Source organism: Thalassospira sp. MCCC 1A03138 (assembly GCF_002115785.1).
Lineage (GTDB): Bacteria > Pseudomonadota > Alphaproteobacteria > Rhodospirillales > Thalassospiraceae > Thalassospira.
The window spans coordinates 17,148-29,402 of sequence record NZ_JFJY01000004.1 but is presented as its reverse complement, the minus strand read 5'-3'; the positions used below and the strand labels follow the sequence as shown (position 1 = coordinate 29,402).

The window sequence follows — 12,255 nt, the reverse complement described above, 5'->3', positions numbered from 1 at the left end:
TGTTTATCAGGCAATAATATCGGGTACGAGCTGCGACTCGAGATACAGAATCTCGTCCTTAAGCGCGAGTTTGCGCTTTTTCATGCGCCCCAGACGCAACTGATCGTGATGGGCCCCGTGGGCCAATTGTTCGATTGCGATATCGAGATCACGATGTTCCTCGCGCAGAAACAGCAGTCTTTTTTCAACCGCGATCTGATTGATTTCGTCCATTTTTGATCCAGCTTGGTTAGCGACGCGAAGAGCCTGTAATACTATCAGAATTCGGGTTGGCAACCCATATGATTTGTAATGTGACTAGTGAATAAGATCGGACAGGACGGAGGATACGGATGCGGATCGGAATTCTGACCAGTGGCGGCGATTGCGCGGGCCTGAATGCGGTTATTTTGGCGGTTGTGCGCCGTGCGGTACTTGGTTATGGCTGGGACGTGGTTGGCATCCGGCAGGGAACACACGGTTTGATGCAGGACCCGCCGCAGGCGATTGATCTGAACGACTACGTCAATAATGACGGAATGTTGCGCCTTGGCGGTACGATTCTTGGCACCGTGAATAAGGGGGATCCGTTCCATTATCCGATGCCCGATGGCAGTTTTGCCGACCGTTCGGCCGAAGTGATTGCCGGGTATCGCAAGCTTGGCCTTGATGCCCTGATCGGGGTTGGCGGGGATGGCAGTATGGCGATCCTGCATCGGTTGGCCGAAATGGGTGGCATCAATCTGGTGGGGATTCCCAAAACCATCGATAATGATCTGGCACTGACGGAATATTCGGTCGGCTTTACCACGGCGGTCAATGTTGCGGTCGAGGCATTGGATCGGTTGCAGCCGACAGCCGCGTCGCATGACCGTATCATGATCCTGGAAGTCATGGGGCGCGATGCCGGGCATATTGCCCTTTTTGCCGGGGTTGCCGGTGGGGCGGATGCGATCCTGATCCCGGAAATGGATTACGATCTGGATGCCCTGACCGAGCATTGCCTGAACATTCGCAAGCGTGGACGCAATCATGCGCTGGTGATCGTTGCCGAGGCGGTCAAGCGTGATGACGGTGCGGCGGTAACGCAAGGTGATGATGGCCAGAAAATACGTTATGGCGGGATCGGTCATTGGCTGGCCGATGAGTTGGGCGCACGAACCGGCTGGGAAACCCGTGTGACCGTGCTGGGCCATGTGCAGCGCGGCGGGATTCCATCGCCGCGCGACCGGGTGATTGCATCGGCCTTCGGGGTGCATGCGGTGGACCTGATTGCGCAGAAAAGTTTTGACCGTGTCGTCGCCTGGTCAAAGCGCAAGGTGATCGATGTTGCGATGGCCGATGTGATTGTCGGTCCGCGACTTGTTGATACCAATGGAACCATGGTATCGACCGCAAAAGGGCTTGGTGCCTATCTGGGGCATCCGCCAAAAACAGCGCGGACGGCAAAGACGGTCTGATCAAAAGACCGCACGCTTATAAAAACGAAAAACGCACAGGTTGGATATGAACGCAGAGGAAGTCTGGGCCTTTACGGTCGAGATGTATGGACGGGACGGTGTCGCGCCGCTTTGTCTGGAATTGCAGGAACGTTGTGATCTGGATGTGAACATGTTGCTGTTCATGTTCTATCTTGGCCAGAAGGGGCAGGCACCGCATAGCATATCCGCCCTTGAAAATGCGGTGCGGGACTGGCGTGAACAAGTGATTGTACCGTTGCGCAATACCCGTCGCTTTTTGCGCAATGCCGATTGGGACAGTGCGCAAAAACTGCGTGGCAAGGTCAAGAATGACGAGCTTGCAGCCGAACGGATCGAACAGGAACTGCTGTGCAAGGTGGTTGAAACCATCCCGGCCGGTGATCCGATGGCGCCGGCAAGGGCTTATCTATCGCCGACACGTTTCAAACTGAGCCAGTCAGAATGCGATGCAACGCTGGATCGGCTGTGCGGTCTTATGATGTTAAATCAAGGTACGTAGGCGCAGGCAGCGGATATTAATCCATTTTGCGCGGTTTGCCGGTGACCGGAATGTGGTTTTGGGCATCCGGATCACCCCAGCGGGCCGTTTCCGGCAGATCAATATCAAACAGATCAAGGATCCGGCCGCAGCTTTGTGTGACCATTTCATCAAGCGATTGCGGACGCGCATAGAAGGCGGGCACCGGCGGGGCAATGATCGCACCGTTTTCAGTCGCCAATGCCATATTGCGGATATGGCCGGCATGCAACGGCGTTTCACGTGCCATCAAAACCAGTCGGCGGCGTTCCTTGAGCATCACATCGGCGGCGCGTGCGATCAGGTTGTCTGCGACTCCGCTTGCGACCTCGGCCAGGGACTTCATCGAGCAGGGGGCGATGACCATGCCGCGTGCGCGAAAAGAACCGGATGCGATTGAGGCACCGATATCCGCATTGTCATGGACAACATCTGCCAACTCTTTGATATCGCGGATTTTAAAATCGGTTTCATAAGCGATTGTGCGCTCGGCTGCCTTTGAAAGAATCAGGTGGGTTTCGATTGGCGAATTTTTCAGCAGCTGTAAAAAACGGATGCCGTAAATCACCCCGGACGCGCCGGTTATGCCAATGATAAGTCGATCCTTTTGAGACATTTTGTGTGTTATCCGGGTCACTATTTGAACGATTGCGTCGTCGAAAGACTGGAAATCATATTACAGAATTACTACCATCTTTGTGTGGGCAAAGTCAGAACTGAGGAGTAGGCGAATGAGTGTTCAATCCCATGTCGAAGCTCTCACTGCCAAACATGCTGCACTTGAGCAGGAACTCCACTACGAGCAGCGCCGCCCGGCGCCAGACAATTCCCGTGTCGCAGACATTAAACGCCGCAAGCTCGAAATCAAGGACGAGATAAGTCGAATAACCCATTAGCCGTCAAGAGGATGCTGGCAAAATCCGCACAGCGTGATGGTAAGGCTGCGCCGATTGCCTGAAAAATGCATCTCCTGACGACAGGATCAGTTCCTTCATTTTTTGCCGCCTCCGATTGTCGCCCACAACGAGAGGCGGCATTCTTGTAAGCACCTTTTGGCGTCCCGATCTGTATAGGACAGCATACGCGGAAAGATATTTCCTGGATTGATTTCAATCCGCAAAACCCCGGTTTTCTGCCCTCTACCAATGTCTAAGGGGCATTGGAAACTTAAATCGGTATTATGATGCCGAATTAAGGTCCGGTCTTTGATCCGGTCCTTGACGCAGATCGGGCAGGCGATGTCACAACATTTGCGGATGATGATGTCGCGGTAACGCAGCACACAAGCCAGACGCGTATATTTGGGCAAAGATCCAGACGCGCGGGAGGAAGTTTCACAAATGACGGGTCGCTATCAGGAAATCTATGATCGTTCGATCGCGGACAGGGAAGGTTTCTGGGCAGAAGCTGCGGAAAGTCTGTCCTGGTACAAGAAGTGGGACCGGGTGCTTGATGACAGCAACGCGCCGTTTTATCGCTGGTTTGAAGGCGGGATGGTCAATACCTGCTTTAACGCGCTGGATCGTCATATCGAAAATGGCCGCGGCGAACAGGCGGCCCTGATTTATGACAGCCCCGTCACCAATACGATCGAAACATTCACCTATAACCGGCTGCGCGATGATGTTGCGCGCCTTGCCGGAGCCCTGCATGCCAAGGGGGTGACCAAGGGTGACCGGGTGATCATTTACATGCCGATGATCCCGCAGGCGGCGATGGCGATGCTGGCATGTGCGCGCATTGGTGCGATCCATTCGGTCGTGTTTGGTGGCTTTGCATCCAACGAGCTTGCAACCCGGATCAATGATGCAAAGCCTAGGCTGATCCTGAGTGCCAGTTGCGGTATCGAGGGATCACGCGTGATCGAATACAAGCCGCTTCTGGACCGGGCGATTGATCAGGCGAAGCACAAGGTCGAAACGGTGCTGATGTTCCAGCGCGCGCAATGTTCGGCCCCCCTGATTGACGGGCGTGATTTTGACTGGATGGCGGAATGCGCCAAGGCGGCCCCGGCTGATTGTGTGCCGGTGGCGGCGACCGATCCGCTTTATGTCCTTTACACGTCGGGCACGACCGGCCAGCCCAAAGGGGTCGTGCGCGACAATGGCGGCCATATGGTGGCGCTTAACTGGTCGATGAAAAATATCTATGACGTCGAGGCCGGTGATGTCTATTGGGCAGCATCCGATGTCGGCTGGGTTGTTGGGCATTCCTATATCGTTTATGCGCCGCTTCTGGCCGGATGCACGACGGTGATGTATGAAGGCAAGCCGGTCGGAACGCCGGATGCCGGGGCCTTCTGGCGGGTGATATCACAGCATCGGGTCAAGGTCCTGTTTACCGCACCAACCGCATTTCGCGCGATCAAGCGCGATGATCCCAAGGCCGCGTTGATGGCCAATTATGATCTTTCATGCCTGAAGGCGCTTTATCTTGCCGGGGAACGATCCGACCCCGATACGCTGCACTGGGCCGAAGACAGCCTTGGCGTACCGGTGATTGACCATTGGTGGCAGACCGAAACCGGCTGGTCGATCTGTGCCAATCCGCGCGGCATTGAGATGCTGCCGATCAAATATGGCTCGCCGACGGTTGCGGCCTGTGGCTGGGACGTGCAGGTGGTGGATGAGGGCGGCAAGCCGCTTGAACGTGGCAAGATCGGCGCACTGGTGGCCAAGTTGCCGTTGCCGCCAGGGACATTGCCGACCCTTTGGCAGAATGATGAGCGGTTTAAATCGGCCTATCTTGAAGAATTTCCGGGCTATTACGCCACCGGGGATGCCGGTTTTATCGATGAGGACGGCTATATCTATGTGATGTCGCGAACCGATGACATCATCAATGTCGCGGGGCATCGATTGTCGACCGGGGCAATGGAAGAAGTGCTTTCGGGTCATCCCGATGTCGCCGAATGTGCGGTGATCGGGGTGCATGATGACCTTAAGGGGCAATTACCGCTTGGCTTTGTGGTTCTGAAATCCGGGGTGGACCGCCCGCACGAGGCGATCATCAAGGAAGTGGTTGCGATGGTGCGCGATCAGATCGGGCCGGTTGCGGCGTTTAAGCAGGCAACCATCGTGGACCGTTTGCCCAAAACCCGGTCGGGCAAAATCCTTCGTAAAACCATGCGATCCATCGCGGATGGGGAGGCCTACAACGCCCCGGCAACCATTGATGATCCGGGCATTTTACCGGAAATTGCCGAAGCCCTGAAAGATATCGGTTACGCCAAATCGGCGTAAGCAGCGAGTAATGCAAACTCCTGATGCCCGGATAAGCACGGGCCAACTTGACCGCCCGCCGGATTTATCCTGCGGGCGGCTTTTATTGGGGCCGGGGATGCGGTTCATAACATATTGAAAAACAAATCATTTTCTGGAGAGTGAGTTTTCACCGGAAGTTTTTTCGAGTTTTCGGTAAAATGTTCTTTATTTGTTCTTTTGTTTGTGTCATAAAGGCGAAGTCAACGGGACAAATGCACCCGGATCAAAAACCCGCAAAGCGTGATGCGCTTTCGCGGGTTTTTGCGTATTCGGGCCGGGAAGACAGGAAAGTGACAATGAATGTTCAGCGATATGACAGGCCGAAAGGGCGACGACGACGTTGCCACAGGGGTATTGATGGCGGATGGAAAAGTCATTACGGGGGACGTGCGTCCGGGCGGTGATGCCCGACAGCCTCGATAAGTTTCGGGGAGCATTGGCGAAAAACGGTTGTTAGTCATGACGGGAGAAATGTGTCCTTCGGGCAGGGGGACGTGCCGGAAGTGTCGGGAAGTCGAAAGAGGCAAACCCGAAAAGGGTGACGATGGCAATGACTGTGGTTGCGGCAGGGCCGAATTGCGACTGGATCAGATCGGCAGGGCCGACTGGTCCGTCGATGCCAGATCGCCAGACGGCGGAGCTGCGAAACCGTCAGGCCGCGAGACTGCCAGACCGCCAAGCCATGCGAAGGCCGGGCAGGGGATTTGCCCGTTGCCCGTGCTGGATCACGTCCGCCAAGCCCGGCCAATGTCACAAAGGCGGCATCGGAATGGCGGGGCAGGCATGGCAGGGCCAGAGCCGAGCAAAGCCGACCCGACCCAGCCCAGCCCAGCCCAGCCCAGCCCAGCCCAACCCGTGAAATGCAAGACCGGCGGATCGGCAAAGGCACGGATCAGATCGCCGGGCGCATTCAGGCAAGAAGATCGTTCTGGCTGGCGACAGTGCAGGTGGCATGTTGGCTGCCGGGATTGCGGTCCGGGCGCGGCGTTGATTTATCCAGCCCTTGGCGGGGTTTGAACTGCCAGTTACGGACAGATGGCCAATGCGCCGGGGAAGAGTATTGATGACATGATTTATTATCGTGATGCGTTCAAGGTACCGATGGATGATCCGTTGTCCGATGATTGCCGGAAATATACCGCCCACCTTGCCCGTGTCGGGGCATCTTTACAAAGCGATTTCGGACATGCTGTAAATCGCATAGAAGGCTGGTTAAACCACTTTGGATTGAAGATAGGCTCCCGACCAAAAAGAAGCGACACAGGGCCGAAAGTGCGCGCGCGTTGGAGCCGCGCGTCGTTTTTGTGGCTCATAAAAGGTTGATCACAATAAAAATTTTGGCTAATCAGGTTGTTATGCAACGCAGAGTTGCTTGTGGTTAAGCTGTTGGGTGCGGAATGGTTCGGGGGGACCTGTATGATCAATATCGTTAAATTGCCATCGTCGCTGCTTTTGGCGATGACCATCTTTTGTGGCTTTATGACCGGTGATGGGCGTGACGCATTTGCGGCAACGACGACAATCACGTGCGACGTCTCCGCAGCAACCGCTGGATTAAACGCTTATGTGATCTACGACGACAGTGCTGCCCGCTGCGATGCGGCAAGTGGTACTAACTTCAGCACCGCATTGCGCGATATCGTCTTCCAGGTCCAAAACGCGAACCTCTCAGCCGAGCAATTCAGGATCGGAACTGGGGGTAGCAGCGACGATACTGCGCATAGAGGATGTCGGATTGGCGCTTATAACGCCCCCGCTGGTGCTCATTGCACAAGTGACCGCCTAAATGCCGCTAATGAAACCGCGACGGTCACCATTGATGGGGAGAATGGGGCGACGATCCAGATGACCGTCAGTTATACCCTAGTGGTAGGAGGTGGTACGACCTTCCACAGTGCATCGGTCACAATCACGACTGTTGACGCGGCATCTTCGGGGGGCTCGGCCGCCGCCCTGCGCGCGGTTCAGGGGTCGGTGACACGGTCACAATCCGTGATCATCGGGCAGAATTTTGGATCGCGGGTGGCCAATGTGGCCGCTGGCGCATCCGTTGAAACGGCGCCGGCTAATACGAACACCACATCGACACAGCAATTCGGTTTTGCTTCGGCGGGCTTGCTTGATGATCCGATGGACAAGAAAACGCGCACGGAGGGTACAACCCTGGGCGGGTTGGCGATGCTTGCGTCTTTCGATACGTCACGTGTGCTTGCGGCGGCGCAAAACGCTGATAGTGCAACGGATGGGGCGGAACAACGAACGCTGCTGTCTCGTGAAAGTCCGATTACGATCTGGGGGTATGGCTCCTTTACCGATATCGAGAATACGCGCAACCGGACGGGCGAGGACAGCCGTTACGACGGCAGCGTCTGGGGGTACAATGTCGGTGCGGACTATCGTTTTTCGCCCGCACTGGTGGCGGGTATGTCCGTTGGATACGCTCAAACCGACATTACGACGACCTTTGAGAGCGGCACTTACGAAGAGGATACGTGGAACCTCTCGCCCTATGTGATCTATAGACCGTCGGACATGCTGACCTTCTCGGCGATTGCGGGATATGCGTTCGGGGATGTCGCCAGAAGCCGCAATAGCACTGTGACGGGAAATACCGACAGCCAGACCTGGTATCTGCAGGTTGATGCACGCCAGACTTTCCAGCCAATTGCAGATAGCCCGTTTCGGGTTACGGGGGGGCTGGGTGCATTGACGTCGCGCAATACGCTTGCTGCCTATACCGAAAGTGACGGTAGCCGGGTTGCTGAATCCTCGGTCAATACCGTTCAGTTAAAGCCGAATGCCGAGCTGGCCTATTCTTTCCAGATAAGCGAGACGTCCCTGACGCCATATGTCAAAGCGGGTTATATCCACGATTTCACCGACCAGACCAACGGCGATGCCGGGGCGTTTGACCTTGGTGGTGGTGTGCGGTTTGCCTCGGGCGGGACTGGCCTGTCGGGGTCAATCGAAGGGTCGCGCATGGTTGGGCGTGATGACTACAGCGAATATACCCTGAGCGGTTTGGTTGCTTATGGTATTTCGTTTACGGGGCGGGATGGAAGCTTTGCCGGAACGGCGTCGCCTTATGTCGGTACCAGCCTGTCTGATAGCGGCACGCCTGAAATTTCCGCTGGCGCAACACTGGCAGATATTGATGACAGATTTTCGAGCAAGCTCAGCCTGTCCGGGGATCCGGCTGCGCAGCGCGCAGATGTGATGATTACCTTAGACCTGAAGTTCTGAACGCGACGTGATGCTAGTGAGGCCCGCAGATTTGATTTGCGGGCTTTTTTATGAGAAATATCTATCGGGCAATCAGCGCAGGGCGGGGTTCAGACCTTTGCGGGCGTAAGAGCAGATAAAGCCACATGGCTGCACCGAAGGCACAGGCCAGCAGGGCGATGGAAAGCCAGAGCGCGCCGCTGGGCCCCCAGTGTGCGATGGCGCGTTCGTAGAGGCTGGGCGCGAGGGCGGAGAGGATAAAGCCCGGCACCAGCAATCGTCCGACCTGATGGCCGTATCGGGCATTGCCGAAGATCATCAGGGGAAGGGTTCCGCGTGTGATTGTCAGGACGCCGTTTGCAGCCCCGTAAAGCAGGGTGAAGGTCATGGCGGCAAGCGCAAACTGATCGCCCCAGAAGGCAAGGACAAAGCACAGCGGTAAAACGGCGGTTGCAAACAATGTCAGGCTTGCCGGGGCGATGCGTTTGCCAAACAGGATTTCGGCGGCACGCGCCGCGGATTGGCCGATGCCACGCAGCGATGCGGCATTGATCGCAGCGGCGGTGGTTAAGCCAAGACCGATCAGGATCGCGATCATGTGGGCCGACATCGCGGCATTCACGACATTGAGCAGGGTGACGATTACGGCATACAGAAAGCCGCACAGGCGTTGATGCGTTGCCAGTCCGTGGTCATCGGTATCATTGGTCGGGTTGGTTCCCGTTCCCGAAGGTGCGCCATGTCGGGCATCGGGGATGGCGGCGTACATCGGGACGGTCAACAGGGCAAAACCGGCATAGGCGACAAGGGCGATGGTGATGCCGAATTCAGACTGGATCAAATGCCCGAGCGGCCAGAAGACGGTTGAGGCCAAGCCGCCAAAAAGCGTGATCTGCCCCATTGCCCGTCTGGCATCGCGCCCGCCAATCCGGGCGAGGGTTGCAAAGGCCGCATCATAAAGGGTGGCCCGCATGGCAAGCCCAAGGATGATCCAGCCGATGAAATGAAGCACCTGCTGATCGGCGAATGCAAGGATCAGACAGCCAAGGGCATTGAGGCATGATCCCATCGTCATGATGATCCGCCCGCCGTGACGGTCGATCATCCTGCCGCAAAAGGGGGAGACGACAGCCATGGTCAGAAGGCTTAGCGAAAAGCCTGCATAAACCACGCTGCTGGACCAGCCGTGATGTTGGGCGATCAGGGTGCCGAAATTGCCAATCAGATAATAGGCCGTGCCCCAACTGATGAGCTGCCCAAGCCCCAGCTTTATGACAAGCGCGCGGGTGATCATTTATCGGCCGGGCCGGGGATGACCGGTTTGTCGGAACCAAGCGGGCGTTGCATCAGAACCGAGTCCAGCCATTTGCCGAACTTGTAGCCGACATTGTGGAAGGTGCCGGTCATGTCGAAGCCGAATTTCCGATGCAGGGCAATGGATGCGTGGTTTTTGCTATCGCCGATGGCGGCAACCATCTGCCGCCACGGACCTGCTTCGCAGCGTTCGAGAAGAGCCGCCATCAGGGCCGCCCCGATCCCGTTCCCGATACAATCCGGCGCGACATAGATCGAATTTTCCACCGTGTGGCGATAGGCCGAACGCGGGCGATAGAGACTGGCATAGCAATAGCCGACGATGACATCACCGCGCAGGGCGACCAGATAGGGCAGGCCATAGCCACGGATGGCATCAAAGCGATTGGTGATTTCGGTCTCAGACGGCGGGATTTCTTCGAACGAGGCGGTGCCGGTCAGAACATGGTGGTGGTAAATCGCGGTGATGGCGGCAATGTCGGAATGATTGGCATCGCGTATGACGAGATCGGACGTTTTGGCGGTTGCAGGCAGTGTATCGGTCGACATTGATCGGGATTCCATATCAGAGATTAACTGTATGGCGTGACATTAGCCGGTCATCTGAAATAAGATAAGATTTGTATTCTTATGCAAATCATAAGGAATAGTTTTAGATGCGTGGTCTTAACCTTGATCAGATGCATGCCTTTGCCGATGTGATCGAACTTGGCAGTTTTTCTGCCGCCGCCGCCCGGCAGAATTTAAGCCAGCCTGCGATCAGTCAGCAGATCCGCCAGCTTGAAGATCGTCTTGGTGTGCGGTTGATTGAGCGCGTCGGCAAACGCGCGATGCCAACACCGGCCGGGCAGGCCTTGCTGGATCGGGTGGGGGAGATTGACGCGTCCGTTCAGAACGCCCTGGATGCGGTGGCGGGATTTGCCAGTGGCACGGTCGGGCAGGTGCGCATCGGGACCGGTGCAACGGCCTGCATCTATTTCCTGCCAAAGGTTCTGGAACAGTTGCAGCGGCGTTTCCCGAAGCTGGAAATCATCGTTCGGACCGGCAATACCAGCGACGTTCTGAAATCGATTGAGGAAAACAGCCTTGATATCGGGCTGGTGACATTGCCCGCCAGCGGGCGCAGTCTTGATATCGTGCCGGTTCTGACCGATCCGTTTGTCGCGATCTTTCCCGACGGGATGGATGTGCCCGATCTGGTTCGGCCGGCTGATCTGGCAGATATTCCATTGGTTTTGTATGAACGCGGCGGCCAGACACGCACCATTGTCGATGACTGGCTGCGTGCGGCGGGGGTTGCCGGGCATTCCATCATGGAACTGGGCAGTGTCGAGGCGATCAAGGAGCTGGTCGGGGCCGGGTTGGGGGCAACGATTTTGCCCGCGATGGGGGCACGGCTGGGCCGCACACAGTTTCCGATCAAGACCCGCAAGCTTGCCCCGGACCTAGCGCGCAGTCTGGCGCTTGTGGTCCGGCGTGATAAGGTGATGGGCAGCGGATTGCGCGAAGTCCGCAATGGATTGATTGCGGCGGCACGGGACTGGACGGGTGCCTAGTCCTCTTCGGGGACGTAGAAGGTCGGGAATTCGGCGTTTGGTTCGGGGATATGCAGGGCAACGCCGTTTTTTTCGATCATCTGGGTGATTGCAGCGGGCGGTGCGCAATCGGTGAAGAAGGCAGTGACCTGTGTGACAGAGCCGCCCCGCACCACGGCGTTACGCCCGAATTTGGTGTGATCGGCCACCAGATAGGTCTGGCGCGAGTTGGTCAGAATGGCGGAACGTGCGCGGACTTCCTGTTCGTCAAAGTCAAGCAGGCTGCCATCGGCATCAATGCCGCCAACACCGAAAATGCCGTAATCGACCTTGTAGCTGTTAAAGAATGCCTCGACTTCTGGCCCCAGCACATCGCGGTCGCGATTGCGCAACCGGCCACCGATCAGGGTGACATCAAAGCTGTCATTGGTGGCGGCGACGTAAGCCACATTGAGATTGTTGGTGAAAATCCGCAAACCGCGATGCTGCAAAAGCGCGCTTGCGACCAGTTCCGGCGTGGTGCCGATTGAAAAGAACAGCGATGCGCCATCGGGAATGGCGCGCGCAACCAGTGCCGCGATCTTGCGCTTTTCATTCACATGCAGAACCTTGCGCGCCCGATAGGCGATGTTTTCATGTTCGAGCGCCGGTTCAACCCCGCCATGGCGACGGCGCAGCAATCCTTCGTCGCAAAGGGCGTTTACATCGCGGCGGATGGTTTGCGGGGTTACCTGAAAACGTTCGGCAAGCTGTTCAATGGTCTTGAAACCGTCAGCACGGACAAGTTCAACGATACTGGCCTGACGTTCAGTCGGACGTTTTTGCATGAGGGGCTTCTTTGGCGGTTGTTTCGCGATTTTGTTTAAACGAATGTTATGTCGTGTTCATTTCAGGAATATTACCGTTTCACGGCATTCATATGAAACAAAACATATTCGCTTTTG

At 56.4% G+C, this 12,255-nt stretch carries 13 protein-coding genes; 8 read left to right on the top strand and 5 right to left on the bottom strand.

Annotation, left to right across the window (positions count from 1 at the left end):
- Nucleotides 1-6 precede the first annotated feature (6 nt).
- Nucleotides 7-213 (bottom strand): YdcH family protein, encoded by a 207-nt coding sequence (locus TH468_RS09895; protein WP_007091089.1) that lies wholly within the window; start codon nt 211-213, stop codon nt 7-9.
- Between the two features lie 119 nt (nt 214-332).
- Here TH468_RS09895 and TH468_RS09890 point away from each other — a divergent pair, with 119 nt between their 5' ends.
- Together TH468_RS09890 and TH468_RS09885 are read left to right on the top strand one after the other, a co-directional pair.
- Nucleotides 333-1,439 carry an ATP-dependent 6-phosphofructokinase gene (locus tag TH468_RS09890; protein WP_071239518.1) on the top strand — a complete coding sequence of 369 codons (1,107 nt, stop codon included), beginning with the start codon at nt 333-335 and terminating at the stop codon, nt 1,437-1,439.
- A gap of 46 nt (nt 1,440-1,485) precedes the next feature.
- Entirely contained in the window at nt 1,486-1,959 is a 474-nt protein-coding gene (locus TH468_RS09885) for a TIGR02444 family protein (protein WP_085643709.1), read from the top strand.
- Between the two features lie 16 nt (nt 1,960-1,975).
- Here the strand turns inward: TH468_RS09885 and TH468_RS09880 are convergent, their stop codons facing one another.
- Complete coding sequence (locus TH468_RS09880; RefSeq protein WP_085643708.1) at nt 1,976-2,593, bottom strand: UbiX family flavin prenyltransferase; 618 nt, start codon at nt 2,591-2,593, stop codon at nt 1,976-1,978.
- A gap of 115 nt (nt 2,594-2,708) precedes the next feature.
- Here TH468_RS09880 and TH468_RS09875 point away from each other — a divergent pair, with 115 nt between their 5' ends.
- From TH468_RS09875 to TH468_RS09865, 5 genes are all read left to right on the top strand, one after another.
- The gene (locus tag TH468_RS09875; RefSeq protein WP_007091085.1) at nt 2,709-2,873 is read left to right on the top strand and encodes a YdcH family protein; all 165 of its coding nucleotides are present in this window, start codon (nt 2,709-2,711) and stop codon (nt 2,871-2,873) included.
- A gap of 405 nt (nt 2,874-3,278) precedes the next feature.
- Complete coding sequence (locus TH468_RS09870; RefSeq protein WP_256376255.1) at nt 3,279-5,219, top strand: propionyl-CoA synthetase; 1,941 nt, start codon at nt 3,279-3,281, stop codon at nt 5,217-5,219.
- Between the two features lie 943 nt (nt 5,220-6,162).
- Complete coding sequence (locus TH468_RS22000) at nt 6,163-6,231, top strand: hypothetical protein (protein ID WP_371268748.1); 69 nt, start codon at nt 6,163-6,165, stop codon at nt 6,229-6,231.
- A 44-nt stretch (nt 6,232-6,275) separates the two neighbouring features.
- Nucleotides 6,276-6,563, top strand: a complete 288-nt coding sequence (locus tag TH468_RS21175; RefSeq protein WP_246832285.1) for a hypothetical protein — start codon at nt 6,276-6,278, stop codon at nt 6,561-6,563.
- A 93-nt stretch (nt 6,564-6,656) separates the two neighbouring features.
- Nucleotides 6,657-8,483: an autotransporter outer membrane beta-barrel domain-containing protein gene (locus tag TH468_RS09865; RefSeq protein WP_139834682.1), complete on the top strand. Its 1,827-nt coding sequence runs from the start codon at nt 6,657-6,659 to the stop codon at nt 8,481-8,483.
- 61 nt (nt 8,484-8,544) lie between these two features.
- On the opposite strand, the gene TH468_RS09860 is transcribed toward TH468_RS09865, so the two are convergent.
- Both TH468_RS09860 and TH468_RS09855 read right to left on the bottom strand, forming a co-directional pair.
- A complete protein-coding gene (locus TH468_RS09860) occupies nt 8,545-9,756 on the bottom strand; it encodes an MFS transporter (protein WP_085643702.1) in 1,212 nt (403 codons plus the stop codon).
- Complete coding sequence (locus TH468_RS09855; RefSeq protein ID WP_085643700.1) at nt 9,753-10,325, bottom strand: GNAT family N-acetyltransferase; 573 nt, start codon at nt 10,323-10,325, stop codon at nt 9,753-9,755. The genes TH468_RS09860 and TH468_RS09855 overlap by 4 nt, the downstream gene beginning before the upstream one ends.
- Nucleotides 10,326-10,432: 107 nt before the next feature.
- On the opposite strand from TH468_RS09855, the gene TH468_RS09850 reads away from it, so the two are divergent.
- Nucleotides 10,433-11,332 (top strand): LysR family transcriptional regulator, encoded by a 900-nt coding sequence (locus tag TH468_RS09850; RefSeq protein WP_085643698.1) that lies wholly within the window; start codon nt 10,433-10,435, stop codon nt 11,330-11,332.
- Here the strand turns inward: TH468_RS09850 and TH468_RS09845 are convergent.
- Complete coding sequence (locus TH468_RS09845) at nt 11,329-12,138, bottom strand: DeoR/GlpR family DNA-binding transcription regulator (protein ID WP_085643696.1); 810 nt, start codon at nt 12,136-12,138, stop codon at nt 11,329-11,331. The genes TH468_RS09850 and TH468_RS09845 overlap by 4 nt on opposite strands.
- Between the last annotated feature and the right edge of the window lie 117 nt (nt 12,139-12,255).

Bases quoted from the DNA above. Each gene is read 5' to 3' on its own strand.
- TH468_RS09895 (WP_007091089.1), bottom strand. From the start codon at position 213: ATGGACGAAATCAATCAGATCGCGGTTGAAAAAAGACTGCTGTTTCTG.
- TH468_RS09890 (WP_071239518.1), top strand. From the start codon at position 333: ATGCGGATCGGAATTCTGACCAGTGGCGGCGATTGCGCGGGCCTGAAT.
- TH468_RS09885 (WP_085643709.1), top strand. From the start codon at position 1,486: ATGAACGCAGAGGAAGTCTGGGCCTTTACGGTCGAGATGTATGGACGG.
- TH468_RS09880 (WP_085643708.1), bottom strand. From the start codon at position 2,593: ATGTCTCAAAAGGATCGACTTATCATTGGCATAACCGGCGCGTCCGGG.
- TH468_RS09875 (WP_007091085.1), top strand. From the start codon at position 2,709: ATGAGTGTTCAATCCCATGTCGAAGCTCTCACTGCCAAACATGCTGCA.
- TH468_RS21175 (WP_246832285.1), top strand. From the start codon at position 6,276: ATGGCCAATGCGCCGGGGAAGAGTATTGATGACATGATTTATTATCGT.
- TH468_RS09865 (WP_139834682.1), top strand. From the start codon at position 6,657: ATGATCAATATCGTTAAATTGCCATCGTCGCTGCTTTTGGCGATGACC.
- TH468_RS09860 (WP_085643702.1), bottom strand. From the start codon at position 9,756: ATGATCACCCGCGCGCTTGTCATAAAGCTGGGGCTTGGGCAGCTCATC.
- TH468_RS09855 (WP_085643700.1), bottom strand. From the start codon at position 10,325: ATGTCGACCGATACACTGCCTGCAACCGCCAAAACGTCCGATCTCGTC.
- TH468_RS09850 (WP_085643698.1), top strand. From the start codon at position 10,433: ATGCGTGGTCTTAACCTTGATCAGATGCATGCCTTTGCCGATGTGATC.
- TH468_RS09845 (WP_085643696.1), bottom strand. From the start codon at position 12,138: ATGCAAAAACGTCCGACTGAACGTCAGGCCAGTATCGTTGAACTTGTC.